Below are 18,807 nucleotides of genomic sequence, written 5' to 3' on the forward strand. Positions count from 1 at the left end.
GCGGTGGCCTACCAATTGCGGAACCGGGAAGGCGGCCTGTACAGGCCGCCGGAGGCAAGCATCAGATCTTTTATGGAATGCGCGGCCAGCAGACTGCGATCGGCATCCAAGGGATCAATTCCAAGGTCTTCGGGACGCTGGATGACTTTGCGCTCGCGCAGATGCTCCACCATCTTGCGGTCCCTGGCGCGGCCGACCTCGGTGTAACCGGCCACGCCCCGGATCGCCTGCTCCCGCTCGTCCCTGTCACGGCACAACAACAGATTGGCGATCCCCTCTTCCGTCACGATATGGGTCACGTCGTCACCGTAAACCATCACGGGAGCCAGATCGAGCTGCAGTCTGTCAGCCAGATCCAGGGCGGCCAGACGCTCGACGAACATCGGCACCATGCCGTCGCCGAAGGTCTCGCCGATCTGGACGACCAGTTTGCGGCCACGGCGCAGGGCGGGAGTGGCTGCCGTGGGGTCGGCTTCCCGACCGGCACGCAGCCAGGCTTCGCTCGGATGACGCCGACCTCGCGCGTCCGATCCCATATTGGGGGCGCCGCCGAAACCGGCGACCCTGCTGCCGGTCACGGTCGAACTGTTGCCGGCAAGATCGATCTGCAAGGTCGAGCCGATGAACATGTCGCAGGCATAGAGCCCGGCGGTCTGGCAGAAGGCGCGGTTGGAGCGCAGCGAGCCGTCAGGCCCGGTGAAGAAAATGTCGGGGCGAGCCCGCATATAGTCTTCCATGCCCACTTCGGACCCGAAGCAATGGATCTGCTCCACCCATCCGGCCTCGATGGCGGGGATCAAAGTGGGATGAGGGTTCAGTGCCCAATGCGTACAGACCTTGCCCTTCAATCCCAGCCGTTCACCGTAAGTCGGCAGCAGCAGCTCGATGGCCGCCGTGTTGAAGCCGATGCCATGGTTCAGGCGGCGCACGCCATAGGGCACATACAGCCCCTTGATCGCCAGCATTGCCGTCAGGATTTGCGTTTCGGTGATCGCCGCCGGATCGCGCGTGAACAGCGGCTCCACATAGAAGGGTCGCTTGGCGTCCACCACGAAATGAACCTGGTCGGCGGGAATGTCGACGCGCGGCACGCGATCAACGATCTCGCCCACCTGGGCGACGACCAGACCCTTGCCGAAGCTCGTCGCCTCGACGACCGTCGGCGTGTCTTCCGTATTCGGCCCGGTGTAGAGATTTCCCGCTTTGTCCGCGCTGACCGCGGCGATGAGCGCCACCTGTGGCGTCAGATCAATAAAGTAGCGAGCGAAGAGTTCCAGATAGGTGTGAACGGCACCCAGTTCGATCTGGCCGCCGAACATCATGCGCGCGATGCGGGCCGACTGCGGGCCGGAATAAGAAAAATCGAGCCGCCGGGCGACGCCGCTTTCGAAAATGTCGAGATGCTCCGGCAGGACCACACCCGACTGTACCATATGCAGATCGTGTATCCTGGTGACATCGACCTTGGATAGCGCCTTGGCCAACAGGTCGGCCTGCTTCTGGTTGTCGCCCTCAAGACAAACGCGATCTCCAGGCTTCAGGATCGCTTCCAGAAAAGCGACGAGCTGCTGCGGGTCGACGAGCTTGCCGGCAGAGAAACGCTGGCCGGCCTCGAGACGCGCCAGCCTGTCGCGACCTTTCGTATTCCAATCAAGCATTTGATTGCCCTTTGTATGCGCAAGAGCGTGTTTCTGGAAATATAATGTACACACAATTGCGAAAACTGCAACAACGTGTATTTTAAAATCGTCATGCGGTTTATCTGTATGCATTGGAGGAGGAAAAATGTTGAGTTTGTATTTCTATAGAAGCGCATGCGGGGAGGATCGCTCATGATGATCTCCGGTGTCGCAATGCTTGCCCTTTGCACCCTCTTGGGGAGCATCCTCGGTGATCTCCTGGGAGTGGCGCTTGGCGTGAAGGCGAATGTCGGCGGTGTCGGCATCGCCATGATCCTGCTCATCGCCACGCGGCTTTGGCTGAGTAGACGAGGTTTGTTGACGCTGCCGCTCAAACTCGGTGTCGAGTTTTGGGGTGCTCTTTATATTCCGATCGTCGTCGCCATGGCAGCGCAGCAAAACGTGCTGGTGGCTGCACGCAGCGGTCCGCTGGTGCTGATCGCCGGCATCGTGACGGTTTTCGTTTGCTTCGCAACTGTCGCCTTGATGAGCCGTGTCGGCGAGAGAGGCGACACGATGGACGAAATCGAAGCAAAGGCCAGGGGTGAGCTTGCCGCCTCCGGTAACCCGGGCTGAGGGAGGCTGCCATGGAGATCTTGAAACACGACCTGACTGCCAACAGCCTGCTTACCGCGTTTGCGATCGTCGGATTGGTCATGTGGCTGTCGAATGCCATTTCGAAACATGTCCTGTTCGGCCGCGTTCACGGCTCGGCCATCGCAATCGTTCTGGGGCTCGCTGCCGCCTTTACGGCCGGTCTGTGGACCGGAGGCGAGAAAGGGGTGGTGGATATTCCAATCCTCAGTGGCATCGGCCTGATGGGTGGAGCCATGCTGCGCGATTTCGCCATCGTTGCCACGGCCTTTGAAGTGGACGTTGCGCAGGCCCGCAAGGCTGGCCTTGTCGGAGCGCTTGCCCTGGGCCTCGGTACGCTGCTCCCGTTCATTGTCGGCTCGTTGCTCGCCGTCGCCTTCGGTTACACGGATGCCGTATCCATAACGACGATCGGTGCCGGTGCGGTTACCTACATCGTAGGTCCTGTGACGGGTGCCGCTCTGGGCGCAAGCTCGGCGGTGATTGCGCTGTCGATTGCGACCGGTGTTTTCAAGGCGGTCCTTGTCATGGTCGGAACCCCGATCGTGGCCAAGGCGATCGGTCTCGATAATCCTCGCAGTGCCATGGTGTTCGGTGGCCTGATGGGAACCGTCAGCGGCGTGTCGGGTGGCTTGGCGGCGACCGATCGCCGTCTCGTTCCCTATGGTGCGCTGACGGCGACGTTTCATACGGGGCTGGGCTGCCTCGTTGCGCCCTCGATCCTTTACCTTGCCGTGCGGGCGATTGCAGGGGGCTGAACCCACATGGGAAAGCCGGTCGAAACGGTGCAGGAGTAGGCCCTTAGACGCCTCATCCTGCACAGGATCGCCGAGGACGAGTTCTGCGTGCCTGGCGATACCTCGATGCTTGCCGCCGCCGCCGTCGATGATCTCCTCGCCAGCAGGCAAAACAAGCCGGACGCGCCTTGGTGCTTCATATAGATTGCTATCTGTCGAATTGGATGGTGTAAAACCGAACGGTTGCACGCCAAATCGGAAGCAAGGTTTGAAATGACGGAATTTGACGAAGCTGGATCGATCGGTCAGCGCATTAAGTTGGTGTTGATGGATGAGATTTCCTCCGGCGCCATAAGGCCTGGCACAAGTCTGGACGAAGCAACGCTCAGCAGCCGCTTCGGCGCTTCCCGCACGCCGGTGAGGGACGCTCTACGTCAGCTGGAAGCGATCGGCCTGGTCGAGATTCGCCCGCGACGCGGTGCGACTGTGCTGCCACTGACCTTGCCGCGGCTGATGGAGATGTTCGAAGTAACCGCCGAGATGGAATGCATGTGCGTCCGCCTTGCAACCCATCGGATAACAGGCGTGGAGCGTGCGGTTCTGACCGAAATTCACGAGCGTTCTGAACTTGCGGCGAAGGCAGACGACTTCGAACAGTATGACAAGCTCAATTTGTCCTTTCACGAAACGCTGTATCGCGGTGCGCATAACGAGTTTCTGTTTGATGAATTGATGAGGCTGCGGGCAAGACTGCTGCCATTCCGCAGGACTCAGCTGCGCCAACCGAAGCGATTGACAGCTTCATTCCTTGAGCACGAGGCGATCCTGCGCGCCATGATCCGGGGCGATGCGACGGAAGCGACCCTGGTCATGCGCGAGCACATGCTGAATGCGGCTTTGGCATTGGCGCGCTATATGGAAATCGACGAGGGAGCCGACTGAATAGCCAAACGATTCCACCGTCGCCCAAGTTGTCTGGTCTTGGGTTGTGCCGAACAAGGACGCGTGGCGAATTCGCCGGAAATTGGGATCGCCGCGGCTAGTTGATTTTGACGGGCTGCGCAGCGTCCGAACCACTTCCCAGTCTGCTTTGGCTCGTCGGCTTTCGAGGTATTTCGAGCGTAATGGTAAGGCCGCTGGCAGCAGGCAGTGACGCAAACACGCGGCCGCCATGACGCTCGATCGCCTGCCGGGTGATTGCAAGGCCAAGGCCGTATCCGTCTCCGGTCACGGCATCCTTGCCGCGTGAAAAGGGTTGAAAGATGCGCTCCAGCTCGTCTCGCCTGACGCCCGGCCCCTGATCGGCGACGCGAATATTGAGGACATCGTCCTTTATCTCGCAAAGCACGGCTATGTGTGAGTGGGCATCCGTGTATTTGACGGCGTTTCGCACGACGTTTTCCAGCGCCCTGTAGATCAGTTCTCCTTCGACTTTCGCCGGGAATGAACCGCTGATGCCGGTGGTGATTGAAACATCCCGTGCCTGCGCCTCGAATGCCGCGTCGCCCAGGATTTCGTTCAGGAGTTCGACGACATCGAGGGATTGGATTTTCAACGGCATGCTTGAGGTGGCGGTCAGCCGGGCAAGTGTCAGGACTTCACCCACCAGCACATCAAGGCGCTCGACCTCCCGGTCCATGCGGTCCAGCATGGCATCGAGTTTCGCCGGGCTTTGCCGCAGGACGCCCACGACGGCCTGCAGGCGGGACAATGGTGAGCGCAATTCGTGAGACACATCGTGAAACAGCTGCTGCTGCGCATCCTGAAGTTCCTGCAATCGCGCAGCACTGGCATCGAAGTCGTGCGCGAGCGCTGTGACTTCGTCCGTTCGTCCGGCCATCTTGTCGCCGATGCGGAAGTCGAAGCGGCCATTCGCAAGCGCGCTCAGGCCGTTTCGCAGATGCACGACAGGGCGGATGAGATATCGGGCGAGCGCACCTGCCGCGATCGTGCTCGAAATCAGGATCGTCAGCCATGGCAATATGGGAGCAAGGTTTTCAAAGGTGAAACTCATCGGCGTCGCCGCAAAAATTCGGTAGCAACTCCCGTCCTTCAAGACCGAACGTGCATCGGCCGCGTCCACTTGCGGGCATGCGTTGGTGTCCGAGGTCTTCGACAAGGAAAGACCAACCGGTTGTGTTTTTTCGCTCATGAACACGAAACGTCTGGCGGCGTCCTCGCCGTTCTCGATCAGAATGTTTGCAGCGAGGTTGACGAGGAGTGTCCGCCGGTCCTGTTCCAGTTCATGCGCGAAGGGGACCGCCTGGATAAGCTTGACTATAATAATGACGACGCCGACGGTTGCTGCGAGCGTCAGCCAGATAATCGTGAAGAACTTCCAGAAGAGTTTTGGCATGGTCAATCCACGAGCAGTTGATAACCCAAGCCTCGTACGGACTGGATCCAGGATTGCCCGTCCTCTCGCAGGCCAAGTTTCTGACGAACGCTGCTGATATGAACATCGATGCGGCGATCAAAGGGCGTAAGCGGTTTTCCGAACGCCTGCTTGGAAATGTCCTGCTTTGACACCAGCTGACCGGCGTTGCGAGCCAGGACTTCCAGCAGGCCGAACTCCGTGCCGGTCAGCTCCAGCGGCTCGCCGCACCATTCGGCGCTTCTTTTGCCCGGATGGATCACGAGCCGACCAGCTTTTACGGCGTCAATTGATGCACCCGCCGGCTGGTGCGTCCGCCGCAAGATCGCCCGCAGCCTCGCTGCAAGTTCGCCTGGCGAACAGGGCTTCGGCACATAATCGTCGGCACCAAGGTTCAGGCCGGATATCCTGTCGATGTCGTCGCCTCTTGCCGTCAGCATCAGCACGGGGATCTGGCTGAGCTTGCGGATCCGCTGCAGAACCTCGATCCCGTTCATCCGGGGCATCATGATGTCTAGGACGATGATGTCGACCGTATTTGCGGCGGCGGCGGCAATGGCCGCCCGCCCATCCGTGTCGGTTGCGACGTCATATCCTTCCTCGGTGAGATATTCCTGCAAAAGCATCGTTAGCTCGACATCATCGTCGATGAGAAGAACCTTGCTCATTCACCCTGTCCATCATTCATATCGGCAACTCATACAATATAAAGGCGAAGCTCAGGCCAAGTTTTACATAACTTAACACTCACTTGACCGCACTTAACATTCGTCCGGCTACTGATTGATGCCGATGAGCTGTGATCGATTGCTCGATTGGAACCGCTCGCGCTCCTGTCAGGAACCGCAAGGAATGCATTGTTGAAAAAGCCGTCCGTAAGATTCGCAGCCGCGTTCGTCGCGGCTACGCTTCTCCTTTCCCTTCCCTTCCGAAATGCCGCGGCGGAACAGGCCGCAGCGCCTGCTCTTACCGTTTCCCTGGCCGCACCGGAGCTGCGGAGCTGGCCTGAAACCGTCCCGGCGAGCGGCTGGCTGAAGTCATGGCAGGACGCAATCATAGCCTCGGAAACGAGTGGCCTGCGCATCACCGACGTTCTGGTCGATGTCGGATCGGTGGTGAAGAAGGGACAGACGCTGGCGCGGCTATCGCAGGACAGTGTTCTGGCCGAGCTTCGCAAGCAGGAAGCTGCCGTGGCAACGGCCAAGGCCAGTCTTGCCAAAGCCACGGCCAACGCGGATCGGGCGCGGCAACTTCGCACCTCCGGTGCCTTGTCCGCCGAGAAGATCACCGAATATTTTGCTGACGAGCAGACCGCAACCGCAAGCCTCGCATCCGAGGAGGCGGCGCTCGACAGCGAAAAGATCAAGCTTGGGCAAACGACGATCACGGCCGTGGACGATGGCTTGATAACCTCGCGTTCAGCCGATCTTGGTGCGGTGGTCTCCACCGGCACCGAGCTGTTTCGCATGGTTCGCCAGCAGCGTGTTGAATGGCAGGCGGAAGTGTCGGCACGCTACCTTCCGAGCATTTCGGAAGGCTTGAAGGCGATCATCAACGGCCCTGACGGCCGTCGGATCGAGGGTAGGGTACGGCTGGTCGGGCCGTCGGTGAGTACGGATACCAGCCGCGCAATCATCTATGTCGCACTACCCACAGATATGCAGCCGCGGATCGGGTTCTACGTCACAGGCAGCATAGAGCTGCGGACGACGCCGGCCGTGACTGTTCCCGAAACGGCGATCGTTTTCCGCGATGGGCTCAATTACGTTTTCACGGTCGGCGACGACAGCCGGGTGCGACGGGTGCGGGTGGAAACAGGTCGCCGCAACAATGGCGAGGTCGAGATCGTGTCCGGCCTGGACCGGTCTGCAAAGGTCGTAACGTCGGGCGGTGCATTCCTGTCGGACAATGATCTTGTAAAGGTCGCGGAGACAAACTGATGAATTTCTCAGCATGGTCCATTCGCAATCCCGTGCCGGCGATTTTGCTGTTCGTGATGCTTGGCTTTGGTGGGCTCTGGGCATTCAAGCAGCTGGCGATCCAGAACTTCCCGGACATGGATCTTCCGACCATAAATATCTCCGCTACGCTCGATGGTGCTGCACCGACGCAGCTCGAGACGGAAGTCGCCCGCACCATCGAGGACAGTCTTGCCACGCTGAGCTATCTCGATCACATCACGACGACGATCACCGACGGCACCGTGTCGATCAAGGTCTCCTTCAAACTGGACAAGGATAGCGAGGCGGCTCTCAACGAGGTCCGCAATGCCGTCGATAGCGTCAAGGCCGATTTGCCGGCGCAAATGGAGACGCCGAGCGTCACAAAGAATACCGTCCAAAGCTCCGCGCTCGTCACCTATGCGGTCCGCTCGGCCAATCTTAACGAGACCGAGTTGTCCTGGTTCATCGACAACGATCTGACCAAGGCGCTGCTATCGGTGCCGGGTGTTGGTCAAGTCAACCGTATTGGTGGCGTCGATCGCGAGGTGCATGTCGATCTCGACCCATCGACCATGGCATCGCTCGGGGTTACTGCGGCGACCGTGTCATCGCAGCTCAAGGCCGTGCAGGCCGATACGTCGGGCGGTCTTGGCGAAATCGGGGAGGCGCGGCAGACCTTGCGCACCCTTGGAAATCTGCCCTCCGTCGAAGCGCTGAGGGCGCTTAGGATCCCGTTGGCAAACGGGCAAGCCGTGCGTCTCGACGATGTCGCATCGGTCAGGGACAGTTTTGCGTCCCGAACGTCGATGGCCTATCTCGATGGCAAACCGGTGGTGGCGGTCGAGATCAAGCGCTCGAAAGGCTTTTCCGATAGCGGGGTCGCTGCAGCTGTTGATGAGGCGATAAAGAAATTCGCCGCAGCTCATTCCAATGTGCAAATCGATCAGGCCTACAGCACGATCGGACCGATCATGGAGAATTACCACGGTTCGATGCATATGCTCTACGAAGGCGCCATTCTTGCAATCGTCGTTGTCTGGATCTTCCTTCGGGATTGGCGTGCGACGATTCTGTCGGCGGTAGCGCTGCCTTTGTCGGTAATCCCGACATTTCTCGCCATGTATTTTGCCGGTTTCAGTCTCAACATCATCACGCTGCTTGCCCTGTCATTGGTGGTCGGCATCCTCGTGGACGACGCCATCGTCGAAATCGAAAACATTGCCCGCCATCTGCAAATGGGCAAGCGACCGATCGATGCCGCGATGGAGGCGGCCAATGAAATTGGCCTCGCCGTCATCGCAACCACCTTTACGCTCGTTGCGGTCTTCCTGCCGACGGCTTTCATGGGTGGTATCCCGGGGCTTCTGTTCCGGCAGTTCGGGATTACCGCTGCGGTCGCAGTCCTTGCTTCTCTTGCCGTTGCTCGTCTGCTGACGCCTATGATGGCAGCCTATTTCATGAAGGCCCATCCGTCTGAGGAGAAGGACGGCCGCATCATGCGGACCTATATGAGGATCGCAAAGGCTGCCCTGAATTACAGGAAGACCACGGTTGCGATAACGGTTGTCATCGTCGGGCTTTCACTTTCCACCATTCCCTTCCTGAAGTCTGGCTTCCTGCCCGCCTCGGATGACGCTCGCACGCAGATCACGCTGACGATGCAACCCGGTTCCACCATCCAGCAGACCGCGGCAATGACCCGTAAGGCCGCCGATGTTGTTGGCGCGTTGCGTGACGTCACGCATGTCTTCTCCTCGGTTGGCTCTTCATCGTCCGGTGGCGGGATCGACAGCAGTTCCACGAGCGATGTTGCCTCCTCGACGATCGTGGTCGTCCTGACGCCGATCGGCGATCGGCATCGAAAGCAGTCGGAAATCGAGAACGATATCCGGCAGGCACTATCGGTCCTTCCGGGAGTGCGTGTGGAGGTCGGTAGTGGTGGTAATGGCACCAAGCTCGACATCACTCTTGCCGGTGATGACGCTGGCGTGCTCGACAGCGCAGGCACGGCGCTGGAGGAGCAGCTTCGCACGCTTCGGGGGATCGGGGCGGTCACATCGACGGCGGCCAGACAAGCACCTGAAATCCAGATCACGCCCGATTTTGCGCGCGCCGCGGCGCTCGGCATAACCTCGAACGCGATCGCCAGCGCCGTGCGTGTGGCGACGAACGGGGAATATTCCTCGGATCTGCCAAAGCTCACCTTGCCGCAGCGTCAGATCCCGATCGTCGTGCGCTTCTCGCCGGAAACGCGCACCAATCTCGACGATATCAGGAATATGCGTGTGGTGGGGACGAATGGCAGCGTCGATCTCGGATCGATAGCCGACATCCGCATCGGTGGCAGCCCCTCGGAGATCGACCGGATCGACCGCATGCGCAATGTCACCGTTTCCGTCGAGCTCAACGGCCGCATTCTCGGCGAAGTCAACCGTGAGGCGCAGGCGTTGCCGGCGCTCAAGCACCTGCCGCAGGGTGTCACGCTGGTGGAGCAGGGCGAATTGCAGCGCAGCTCGGAGCTGTTTCAGAGCTTCGGCCTGGCCATGGCGATCGGCATCTTCTGTATCTACGCCGTCCTCGTCCTGTTGTTCCACGATTTCCTGCAGCCGCTCACACTTCTGATGGCCCTGCCGCTCTCGCTCGGAGGTGCGCTGTTGCCGCTGGTACTGACGGGAACCAGCTTCTCGATGGCGGCTGTCATCGGGCTGCTTATGCTGATGGGTGTGGTGACGAAGAATTCCATCCTGCTGATCGAATATGCGATCATGTCGCGACGGCAAGGCATGTCCAGGTTCGACGCGCTTATCGACGCATGTCACAAGCGCGCGCGGCCGATCGTCATGACCACCATTGCCATGGCATCGGGCATGCTTCCGGTCGCCCTCAGCCTGACGGGCGGCGATTCAAGCTTCCGTCAGCCGATGGCCATCGTCGTGATCGGCGGCGTGACGATGTCGACGCTGCTCAGCCTCATCGTCATCCCCGTCATTTTCACCTTCGTCGATGACTTCGAAACAGTCCTGAAACGGCTCCTGCGTCGGATCGGCCTGTCCCCTGAAACTGCCGCGGAAGCTCCTGCGCCTGTGGACCGCGGAGCCGTTGCATTCCGGCCCGATCATGCACGGCGAGGACATGGTCATGGCTGACCGTCGCGTCCGGAGACGCGCAGCTTGAGCCGCGGTGTTCGTCAGTTCTTAGCGATCATCAGCTGAGCGCCGACAATGACCGCGATAACCGGATTGGCGATAGAGGATATTCATGAGTTTAACGATCGTCCCCGATATCTTGGTCGTTGATAACGACGACAGGATTCGCCACCTTCTGAGCGAACATCTTGGCGACCAAGGTTTTCGCGTCAGGACGGCAACCAATCTTCATGGCTGCCGGGAGATTCTCGCTCGGTGTCCCCCCGATCTCGTAATTTTGGAGGTCATGCTACCCGACGGATCGGGTCTCGACCTCTGCCGCGACTTGCAGAATCATCACAGTCGGGTTCCCGTCATCTTGTTGACCGTACTGAAGGACGATATCGATCGCATCCTCGGCCTCGAGATCGGCGCCGACGATTATCTCTGCAAGCCGTTCAATCCTCGCGAATTGACGGCGCGGATCCGTGCCGTCCTGCGTCGCATGAACTTTAGAACACCATCCGAGTCTCAGGCGAAGTGCTTTCGTTTTGCGGACATCACACTTGATCCACAGCGTAGCCGGATAACAAGGAGCAATGGCGAGCCGATCCCGCTGACTGGCGCCGAATTTGATCTTCTCAAGACGTTTCTCGAGCGCGCCGGCCGATTGCTGTCGCGTGATCAACTGCTGGACCTGACTCAAAGACGCGACCGCGATCCGGCCGACCGCTCGATCGATGTTCTCATCAGCCGGCTGCGCCGCAAGCTTGGCGAAACGGCTGAGGAACCGATATTCAGAACGATCCGCAATGGCGGTTATCAGTTGACGGTCGCGGTAACCGCGGTCGAGTCAGATTTTGAGCCTGAAGTTCTCGTTTGACACGCTTACCATGCTGGCCGCCGTTATCGCCTTTCGTGTGACTTCAGCCTCTTTCCCGAAGGGCATCGATGACGACAGAGAATGCGCGAAGATTCTGTCGGCGGCTGGGATAATAAAGGTAGTAGCCCGCGAATTTCGGACACCAGTCGTCTAGGACAAGCTGAAGCCGCCCCGCTTCCAGATGATGCTCGACGTAGCTTTCCGGAACGTAGGCAATTCCGTGTCCGTCTAGGGCGGCAGATATCATCTCGCGGTCTGTATTCAACGTGAGCTGGCCTTCGACCCTGACCCGGATCTCCTCTCCGTCCTTCTCGAACTCCCAGGCATAGAGACCGCCGATGCGGTCGAGGCGTCGACGAATGCAGTTGTGACGCATCAGTTCCTGTGGGGTCAGTGGTGCGGATCTGGTTCTAAAGTAGTCTGGCGAGCCGACGGCCACCAGCCTCCAGTCGGGGCCGATGCGTACCGCGATCATGTCCTTCTCGAGGCTTTCGCCAAGCCTGACGCCGGCATCGAACCCGTCTTCGACGATGTTGCGGAAGCTGCCATCGACGCTGAGCTCAAGCTTGATATCAGGATAATCGGCAAGGATGGACGATAATTTCGGCCACACGACGCTTTCCATGGCATGGTTGGAAAGGGTGATCCTGACGGTTCCGGCCGGCCGTTCCCGATAGACGGTCAACGCTTCGATGTCTGCCTCGATCTCCGCAATGCGGGGCGACAGGGACTGCTGCAGCCGTTCGCCCGCTTCGGTCAGCCCGACGCTTCTCGTCGTGCGCGTCAGCAGGCGCATGCCCAGGCGCTCTTCAAGTTTCTTCACGGCATGACTGAGCGTCGATTGGGATGTGCCCAGCTTCGCGGCCGCCTTCGTGAAGCTCCGCTCCTCGGCGACGGCCAGGAACACAAGCAGTTCGTTGAAATTTTCCCGTGGCATGATCTTGTCCTACCCCAAATTCGGGAGGCATATTAATATCAATTTTCGATAGGTTCATGCAAATTACCCTATCTAATCCGATTGATCGAGCAATGCTATCTGATCTCCCGATCACGAAACAGGCAGGCGCAATGCGCGCTGACGGGAGACCATGCCATGCTCGGAACAGTCCTTCATGCCCCCGGTGACATTCGTTGCGAGGAAGTTCCGGAACCGAAGATCCTCAAGCCGACCGATGCCATCATCAAGCTCTCGGCATCCTGTGTCTGCGGTTCCGATCTCTGGCCGTACCGCGGCATCCAGGCGGTGACAGGGCCGCAGCATATGGGGCACGAATATTGCGGGGTCGTCGTGGAGGTCGGCAGCGAGGTGAAAACGATCCGGCCGGGCCAATTCGTCGTCGGCTCGTTCTGTCTTTCGGACAACACATGCCCGCACTGCCGGTTTGGCTTTCAGTCTTCTTGCGAACATCGCGAGTTCATGTCTGCCGCCCAGGCACCCTATGCACGGATCGCGCTTGCCGACGGAACCCTGGTTGCGACCGACGCCATGCCGTCGGATGACTTGATCCCGAGCCTTCTTGCGGCCTCTGATGTTTTGGGCACGGGTTGGTATGCGGCGGATGCGGCACGCGTTACTCCGGGATGCACAGCGGTCGTGGTCGGCGACGGCGCTGTCGGGCTCATGGGCGTGCTCTCTGCCAAGCAGATGGGCGCTGGGCGCATTATCGCCATGAGCCGCCACAAGCAACGCCAGGAACTTGCGCTCGAATATGGCGCGACCGATATCGTCACCGAGCGTGGCGATGCGGGCGTGGCGAAGATCAATGAACTGACAGGAGGGATCGGAGCCGATTCCGTTCTTGAATGCGTCGGTACGCAGGAATCCATGCTGCAGGCGATCAATAGCGCCCGACCCGGCGGCTCGATCGGCTATGTCGGCGTTCCGCATGGCGTCGAGCTGGACGGGCAGATGCTGTTCTTCCAGCAGAAGAACCTGCTCGGCGGCCCAGCTCCTGTGCGTCGCTTCCTCCCCCACCTCATCGATCTCATCATGACGCGTCAAATCAATCCCGGAAAGGTCTTCGATCTGGCGGTTCCGCTTGCCGATGTCGCGCATGGCTACAAGGCCATGGACGAGCGCCGCGCCATCAAGGCGCTGCTCAGGATGTGAGGAACAGGCCATGAAGAGGAGGCAATTCATCGCCGCGGCGAGGGCCTCCGTCGCCATCGAGACTATCCGCTGAACAGCTCGTTTCGAGCAACTTTGGACAATTGATATGGAAACCACCTATGACCGCGCCGTCGAGCGTGCGGCCAGCCCATGGGCTGCAGTCATCTGCATGACGCTGATGACCTTCACCCTCGTCGCTTCCGAGTTTCTGCCCGTCAGCCTGCTAACCCCGATCGCCGAAGAGCTTGGCATTACCGCCGGCCAGGCGGGTCAGGCGATTTCCGTTTCCGGATTTTTCGCGGTCGTCACCAGCCTGTTCAGCAACACGGTGCTGTGGCGGCTGGATCGGCGAACGGTGGTCCTGTTCTATACGATCGTGATGGTGCTCTCGGGCCTGGCGATCACATTCGCGCCCAACTATCTCGTCTTCATGTTCGGCCGCGCGCTGATCGGCATCGCGATCGGCGGTTTCTGGTCACTGTCCACCTCCATCGTCGCGCGCATCGCTGCCGAACAGGACGTTCCAAAGGCTCTTGCCATGCTGCAGGGCGGCACTGCTCTGGCCACGGTCATCGCTCAGCCGCTGGGAAGCTTCCTCGGCGGATTGATAGGCTGGCGCGGTGCGTTCTTCATCGTCGTTCCGGTCGGCATCATCGCCTTTGTCTGGCAGATCTTCGCCTTGCCGCGAATGCCTGGGGGGTCGAAGACTGCCGGGAGCGGCCCGTTCGGGCTGCTGCGCAACCGCATCTTCGCAATCAGTATGGCGGCCATGTCCTTCTTCTTCATGGGCCAGTTCGCACTATCGACCTATCTTCGGCCGGTCCTTGGGGACGTGACGAGGCTCGATGTGAACGAACTGTCGGTTGTTCTCCTCGGCATCGGCCTCTTCGGCCTGCTGGGCACTTCCTTGATCGGTTTCCTGCTGCGAGCGCATCTGGATGCCGTCCTCGCCGGGTTCCCTGCGGCGCTCGCTGTAATCGCTCTCTTGCTGATCCCGCTGGCACCCTCGGGTATTGCGATTGCCGCACTCCTCTGCCTGTTCGGGTTCTTTGCCACGCCCATTCCCGTTGCCTGGAACACTTGGATGACCCGCACCATCCCCGACAAACTCGAGGCCGGCGGCGGATTGCTGGTGGCGCTGATCCAGGCGGCAATCACCGCGGGTGCCTTCACAGGCGGTGTGCTGTTCGACGGCGTCGGCTGGTGGAGCCCATTCGCCTATAGCGGTGTTCTGTTTCTGGCGGCCGCCATCATTCCGTTCATCGCAAGACGGACCGACTGACCTGGGACAGATGTCCAGGCCGTGACCGGCCTGCGACGTGCAATGGGATCACAAGCCCGGCCGACAGGTCCCGCCGGGCGCGTCTTCTGTTATTCAGGCTGTGGTCGATTTCAGCTATGTCTGCAAAATATGTCTGCGGGTCAGCTCCTTGAGCCTATCGACGTCGCGCTTCTCTATTGCGTCGATCATCTGCTGGTGCTCGCGGCCGGACTGCTCGATGCGGGCTCGGGTTCGCCATTGCGACACCGGCGCGGACGAGGTGCGTTGCCGGATTTCGGTGATGAGTTCGACAAGCTCCTGATTTCCTGCAAGTACCAGCAGGTACCGGTGAAAAGCGAGGTTGGCTTCGTAAAGTTCGAGCATGGTGCCATTGAGCACCAGATCGTCGAAGCGCGAAGCGAGCGCGCGCAAATTGGCAATATCCGCATCGCCGGCATTGGCGACGATACGGTCGCTGATCGCCACTTCGAGGATCACGCGGATATCGCTCACTTCCTGGGCGCGGCGCCCATCCTGCTCGTGCACGTGATAGCCGCGATTGGGAATGTGCTCGACAAGCCGCTTCTGTACGAGGCGGTCGAGCGCCCGCCGCACCTGCGGCCTCGTACAGTTGTAGCGACGCTCCAGATCGATCTGCTTCAACCATGTTCCGGGCGGGAGCCTGCCCGCGAGGATGTCCTGGAGAATGAGCTCGGTCACGTCGGGCATATCTTCGTGCGACGGCGCTGCCGCTTCAGCTTCCAGCGAGTTCATGCAGCTCTCCCAGACCTTCCCAAGTTGGCGATGACTATCATAGGTCCGCATTTTTCAACAACGACGCTCGTTATCGCTGCCGAAAAAATATCCATGCTCATCTCTTGCGCATCCGTTCTTATTGGCACATAAATTGGTACCAATTTAGTATCCATTATATGAGGCGGATGGCAAGTCCATGCAAAATTCTGATGCGGTCTGGGACATCGTCGAAAAGAAAAGCGCCGAATTCTTCGCGCTCAGCGATCGAATCTGGGACATTCCAGAAACGAATTACCTGGAATACCGATCCGCCGAAGAACATGCCGAGATGCTGGAGCGTCAGGGGTTTCGCGTCGAGCGCGGCATCGCCGGCCTGCCGACGGCTGTCATGGGCGAGGCGGGCGAGGATGGCCCGGTCATCGCGATCCTCGGCGAGTTCGATGCGCTGCCGGGATTGAGCCAGGAAGCCGGTATCGCGGAAGAGCGGCCGCTGATCGACGGCGGTAATGGCCATGGCTGCGGCCATAACATGCTGGGCGCCGGCTCGATGCTTGCCGCAGCCGCAGTCAAGGATTTCCTCGCGGAAAACGGCCTGAAGGGCAGGGTGCGCTATTACGGCTGCCCGGCCGAGGAGGGGGGCTCCTCCAAGGGCTTCATGGTCCGCGCCGGCGTTTTCGACGATGTCGATATCGCGATCTCCTGGCATCCAGCGGCCTTTGCTGGCGTCAACAATCCCATTTCGCTTGCCTGTAACGAGATCAATTTCCATTTTTCCGGCCGTGCCTCGCATGCCTCGGCCACACCTCATCTTGGCCGCAGCGCGCTGGATGCGGTCGAGCTGATGAATGTCGGCGTCAACTACATGCGCGAGCATATGCCGTCGACGGCGCGCATCCACTATGCCGTCACCGATACCGGCGGTGCGGCTCCCAATGTGGTGCAGGCGCGCGCCACTGTGCGTTATCTCGTGCGGGCACGGACCCTGCCGGAGCTTCTCTTGCTGGTCGCTCGCGTCAAGAAGGTTGCCGATGGTGCTGCCTTGATGACGGAGACGACGGTTCGCAGCGAGATCATTAGCGGCGATGCCAATCTTGTCGGCAATACACCGCTCGAGGAATGCATGTTCTCGCAGTTGGATCGGCTCGGGCCGCCCGTGTTTGACGACGCGGATCGCGAGACCGCGCTGAAGTTTCAGCGGACCTTCAGTGCAGAGGATATTGCCGCTTCCTACGGCCGGTTTGCGCTGAAGCCGAAGAAGGGTCAGGCGCTCTGCGAGGAAATCTTTCCGTTGAACGCCGGCGACGGCACGCTGGTCGGTTCGACCGATGTCGGCACGGTCAGCTGGGTCGTCCCAACCGTGCAGATGCGCGGCGCCACCTATGCGATCGGCACACCCGGCCACTCCTGGCAACTCGTCGCGCAGGGCAAGCTGCCCGTCGCTCACAAGGGCACCGAGCATGCCGCCAAGGTGATGGCGAGCACGGCCGCCGAACTCATCCGCAACCCTGCCCTCATCGCGGCCGCCAAGGAAGATCACAAGGCACGGCTTGAGGGGACGCCCTTCGTCAATCCGATCCCGGATGATGTCGAGCCGCCGCTGCCGGAGAAGGCCAATGGCTGAGGCCGGTCTGAAGCCCGATCGTGCGCGCTTGATGGCGCATATCGGCGAATTCGCGCGCCGCGTAAAGTTGTCGGGCACGGCCGAGGAGCTGGAGAGCTTCCGCTATCTCCAGGCCGAGATGGATGATTTTGGCTATCGCACGCAGCTTCTGTCGCACGATGCCTTCATCAGTTTGCCAGGTGCCGCCACGGTTGAGATCGATGGCTGGAACCTTCGTTGCATCACGCATTCCATGTCGGTCTCGACATCGGCTGCGGGGGTAACCGGCAATCTCATCCATGTCGGCGAGGGAACCAAAGCCGATTTCGCTGGCAAGGATGTCTCTGGCAAGATCGTTCTGGTCGACGGTATCGCGACCGAGGAAGTGGCCGCTCTTGCGAGTGCCTTCGGCGCGCTTGGCGAACTTCACATCAGCCCGAACGAGCATCTCTACGAGATGTGCGTCTCGCCGGTCTGGGGCAGCCCGTCGCAGCATACGCGCGACAAGCTGCCGACGACGGTCATCTGCTCGATTGCGAAGGATGACGGCGACCGCCTGCGCGAAAGGCTTGCGCGCGGAGAAGCCGTGACCGCGACGCTGTGCGCGGACGCAGATACGGGTTGGCGCAAGACGCCGCTCCTTGTTGCCGAGCTTCAGCCGAAAGGCGAAGATGCACCTTTCGTCCTGTTTTCCGGCCATCACGATACCTGGCATTTCGGGGTCATGGACAATGGCGGCGCCAACGCGACAATGCTCGAGGCGGCGCGCCTGCTCGCGCTTCGGGCCGCCGAATGGCGCCGGGGCTTGCGCATATGCTTCTGGTCCGGTCATTCCCATGGCCGCTATTCCGGCTCTGCCTGGTACGCGGACGAGTATTTCGACGAACTCGATCGCCGCTGCGCCGCCCATGTCAATGTCGATTCCACCGGCGGCGAGGGCGCGACCGTCCTCACCAATTCCGGCGTGATCGACGAACTCAGGCCTTTGGCTGCGGATGTGATCGAGCACGTGACCGGACAGAAGCATGCCGGAAGGCGTCATGGCCGCGCTGCGGATCAGTCCTTCTGGGGCATCGGTATCCCCTCGATGTTCGGCAGCCTCAGCCATCAGCCGCCAGGCCCCGTCAAGATGCTGACGGCGCTCGGATGGTGGTGGCATACGCCGCACGACACCGCGGAGCATATCGATCCAGACAATCTTTGCCGAGACACGGCGATTGTTCTCGAGGTTCTCTGGCGGCTGCTGACGTCACCTGTCCTGCCGCTGGATTACACGCAATATGCCGCCTCCCTCGACGAACAGATTGGGCAATTGCAGGCCGCGTTTGCCGGCCGTCTCGATATCTCCGGCCTGTGCCAGGCCATCGAAGACTTGCGCGTCAACGCAAATTCGCTTCTGCAGGTGAGGGATCCCTCGCCAGAAAGAGCGGCACGGATCGATGCCTCACTGATGCGTGCAGGACGGCATCTGGTGCCGCTGAACTATACGAGCGGTGAACGCTTCCATCCCGACTCCGCGCTGCCGCACGTCGCCTGGCCCTCTCTGGAAGGGCTGCGTGCGCTGGCGAGACTGGATGAGGGCTCGCCGGATACCGCCTTTTACGTCGTTCACGCGCGTCAGACGAGAAATCGCATCGCTCACGCGCTGCGGGAGGCCAATGCCGCCCTGCGAGCCGCTCTGGAAAACTGACGCCGAGAATACCGGATCTGAGAAAAGGCCGCTTAAGCGGCCGAAAAGGGGAACG

15 protein-coding genes are annotated in these 18,807 nt (G+C 60.3%); 10 read left to right on the top strand and 5 right to left on the bottom strand.

Going from position 1 to position 18,807, the window contains the following annotated elements:
• Nucleotides 1–8: 8 nt before the first annotated feature.
• Complete coding sequence (gene mdcA / locus GA0061103_RS17495; RefSeq protein WP_092713284.1) at nucleotides 9–1,658, bottom strand: malonate decarboxylase subunit alpha; 1,650 nt, start codon at nucleotides 1,656–1,658, stop codon at nucleotides 9–11.
• Between the two features lie 174 nt (nucleotides 1,659–1,832).
• Here mdcA and madL point away from each other — a divergent pair, with 174 nt between their 5' ends.
• The 3 genes from madL (at nucleotide 1,833) to GA0061103_RS17510 (ending at nucleotide 3,952) form a co-directional block, all read left to right on the top strand.
• Nucleotides 1,833–2,255, top strand: coding sequence for a malonate transporter subunit MadL (gene madL / locus GA0061103_RS17500; RefSeq protein WP_092714336.1), 423 nt, complete (start codon nucleotides 1,833–1,835; stop codon nucleotides 2,253–2,255).
• 11 nt (nucleotides 2,256–2,266) lie between these two features.
• A complete protein-coding gene (gene madM, locus GA0061103_RS17505) occupies nucleotides 2,267–3,031 on the top strand; it encodes a malonate transporter subunit MadM (protein ID WP_092713286.1) in 765 nt (254 codons plus the stop codon).
• 252 nt (nucleotides 3,032–3,283) lie between these two features.
• Nucleotides 3,284–3,952 (top strand): GntR family transcriptional regulator, encoded by a 669-nt coding sequence (locus tag GA0061103_RS17510; protein ID WP_092713288.1) that lies wholly within the window; start codon nucleotides 3,284–3,286, stop codon nucleotides 3,950–3,952.
• Between the two features lie 97 nt (nucleotides 3,953–4,049).
• Here the strand turns inward: GA0061103_RS17510 and GA0061103_RS17515 are convergent, their stop codons facing one another.
• Nucleotides 4,050–5,366, bottom strand: coding sequence for a HAMP domain-containing sensor histidine kinase (locus GA0061103_RS17515; protein WP_092713290.1), 1,317 nt, complete (start codon nucleotides 5,364–5,366; stop codon nucleotides 4,050–4,052).
• A gap of 2 nt (nucleotides 5,367–5,368) precedes the next feature.
• Nucleotides 5,369–6,052, bottom strand: a complete 684-nt coding sequence (locus GA0061103_RS17520) for a response regulator (RefSeq protein ID WP_092713292.1) — start codon at nucleotides 6,050–6,052, stop codon at nucleotides 5,369–5,371.
• 165 nt (nucleotides 6,053–6,217) lie between these two features.
• On the opposite strand from GA0061103_RS17520, the gene GA0061103_RS17525 reads away from it, so the two are divergent.
• The 3 genes from GA0061103_RS17525 to GA0061103_RS17535 all read left to right on the top strand — a co-directional run bounded on the left by GA0061103_RS17525 (nucleotide 6,218) and on the right by GA0061103_RS17535 (nucleotide 11,335).
• On the top strand, nucleotides 6,218–7,324 hold the full coding sequence (locus tag GA0061103_RS17525; protein WP_208603535.1) for an efflux RND transporter periplasmic adaptor subunit: 1,107 nt from the start codon (nucleotides 6,218–6,220) through the stop codon (nucleotides 7,322–7,324).
• Nucleotides 7,324–10,473, top strand: coding sequence for an efflux RND transporter permease subunit (locus tag GA0061103_RS17530; RefSeq protein WP_092713296.1), 3,150 nt, complete (start codon nucleotides 7,324–7,326; stop codon nucleotides 10,471–10,473). The genes GA0061103_RS17525 and GA0061103_RS17530 overlap by 1 nt, the downstream gene beginning before the upstream one ends.
• Before the next feature lie 112 nt (nucleotides 10,474–10,585).
• On the top strand, nucleotides 10,586–11,335 hold the full coding sequence (locus tag GA0061103_RS17535) for a response regulator (protein WP_092713298.1): 750 nt from the start codon (nucleotides 10,586–10,588) through the stop codon (nucleotides 11,333–11,335).
• Between the two features lie 43 nt (nucleotides 11,336–11,378).
• Here GA0061103_RS17535 and GA0061103_RS17540 read toward each other — a convergent pair whose 3' ends face one another.
• The gene (locus GA0061103_RS17540) at nucleotides 11,379–12,272 is read right to left on the bottom strand and encodes a LysR family transcriptional regulator (RefSeq protein ID WP_092713300.1); all 894 of its coding nucleotides are present in this window, start codon (nucleotides 12,270–12,272) and stop codon (nucleotides 11,379–11,381) included.
• A gap of 156 nt (nucleotides 12,273–12,428) precedes the next feature.
• Here GA0061103_RS17540 and GA0061103_RS17545 point away from each other — a divergent pair, with 156 nt between their 5' ends.
• Both GA0061103_RS17545 and GA0061103_RS17550 read left to right on the top strand, forming a co-directional pair.
• Nucleotides 12,429–13,445, top strand: a complete 1,017-nt coding sequence (locus GA0061103_RS17545; RefSeq protein WP_092713302.1) for a zinc-dependent alcohol dehydrogenase family protein — start codon at nucleotides 12,429–12,431, stop codon at nucleotides 13,443–13,445.
• A gap of 106 nt (nucleotides 13,446–13,551) precedes the next feature.
• The gene (locus GA0061103_RS17550; RefSeq protein WP_092713304.1) at nucleotides 13,552–14,727 is read left to right on the top strand and encodes an MFS transporter; all 1,176 of its coding nucleotides are present in this window, start codon (nucleotides 13,552–13,554) and stop codon (nucleotides 14,725–14,727) included.
• Nucleotides 14,728–14,841: 114 nt separating this feature from the next.
• On the opposite strand, the gene GA0061103_RS17555 is transcribed toward GA0061103_RS17550, so the two are convergent.
• Nucleotides 14,842–15,480, bottom strand: a complete 639-nt coding sequence (locus tag GA0061103_RS17555; RefSeq protein WP_092713306.1) for a GntR family transcriptional regulator — start codon at nucleotides 15,478–15,480, stop codon at nucleotides 14,842–14,844.
• Nucleotides 15,481–15,658: 178 nt separating this feature from the next.
• On the opposite strand from GA0061103_RS17555, the gene GA0061103_RS17560 reads away from it, so the two are divergent.
• Together GA0061103_RS17560 and GA0061103_RS17565 are read left to right on the top strand one after the other, a co-directional pair.
• Nucleotides 15,659–17,083: a M20 family metallopeptidase gene (locus GA0061103_RS17560; protein WP_092713308.1), complete on the top strand. Its 1,425-nt coding sequence runs from the start codon at nucleotides 15,659–15,661 to the stop codon at nucleotides 17,081–17,083.
• Nucleotides 17,076–18,752, top strand: a complete 1,677-nt coding sequence (locus GA0061103_RS17565) for a M28 family peptidase (RefSeq protein ID WP_092713310.1) — start codon at nucleotides 17,076–17,078, stop codon at nucleotides 18,750–18,752. The genes GA0061103_RS17560 and GA0061103_RS17565 overlap by 8 nt, the downstream gene beginning before the upstream one ends.
• Nucleotides 18,753–18,807 lie beyond the last annotated feature (55 nt).

The organism is Martinezella multihospitum, assembly GCF_900094585.1.
GTDB lineage: Bacteria > Pseudomonadota > Alphaproteobacteria > Rhizobiales > Rhizobiaceae > Rhizobium > Rhizobium multihospitium.

Coding starts and splice junctions, on each gene's coding strand:
- GA0061103_RS17530 (WP_092713296.1), top strand. CDS start 7,324: ATGAATTTCTCAGCATGGTCCATTCGCAATCCCGTGCCGGCGATTTTG.
- GA0061103_RS17510 (WP_092713288.1), top strand. CDS start 3,284: ATGACGGAATTTGACGAAGCTGGATCGATCGGTCAGCGCATTAAGTTG.
- GA0061103_RS17520 (WP_092713292.1), bottom strand. CDS start 6,052: ATGAGCAAGGTTCTTCTCATCGACGATGATGTCGAGCTAACGATGCTT.
- GA0061103_RS17565 (WP_092713310.1), top strand. CDS start 17,076: ATGGCTGAGGCCGGTCTGAAGCCCGATCGTGCGCGCTTGATGGCGCAT.
- GA0061103_RS17555 (WP_092713306.1), bottom strand. CDS start 15,480: ATGAACTCGCTGGAAGCTGAAGCGGCAGCGCCGTCGCACGAAGATATG.
- GA0061103_RS17545 (WP_092713302.1), top strand. CDS start 12,429: ATGCTCGGAACAGTCCTTCATGCCCCCGGTGACATTCGTTGCGAGGAA.
- GA0061103_RS17560 (WP_092713308.1), top strand. CDS start 15,659: ATGCAAAATTCTGATGCGGTCTGGGACATCGTCGAAAAGAAAAGCGCC.
- GA0061103_RS17535 (WP_092713298.1), top strand. CDS start 10,586: ATGAGTTTAACGATCGTCCCCGATATCTTGGTCGTTGATAACGACGAC.
- madM (WP_092713286.1), top strand. CDS start 2,267: ATGGAGATCTTGAAACACGACCTGACTGCCAACAGCCTGCTTACCGCG.
- GA0061103_RS17515 (WP_092713290.1), bottom strand. CDS start 5,366: ATGCCAAAACTCTTCTGGAAGTTCTTCACGATTATCTGGCTGACGCTC.
- GA0061103_RS17550 (WP_092713304.1), top strand. CDS start 13,552: ATGGAAACCACCTATGACCGCGCCGTCGAGCGTGCGGCCAGCCCATGG.
- mdcA (WP_092713284.1), bottom strand. CDS start 1,658: ATGCTTGATTGGAATACGAAAGGTCGCGACAGGCTGGCGCGTCTCGAG.
- GA0061103_RS17540 (WP_092713300.1), bottom strand. CDS start 12,272: ATGCCACGGGAAAATTTCAACGAACTGCTTGTGTTCCTGGCCGTCGCC.
- madL (WP_092714336.1), top strand. CDS start 1,833: ATGATGATCTCCGGTGTCGCAATGCTTGCCCTTTGCACCCTCTTGGGG.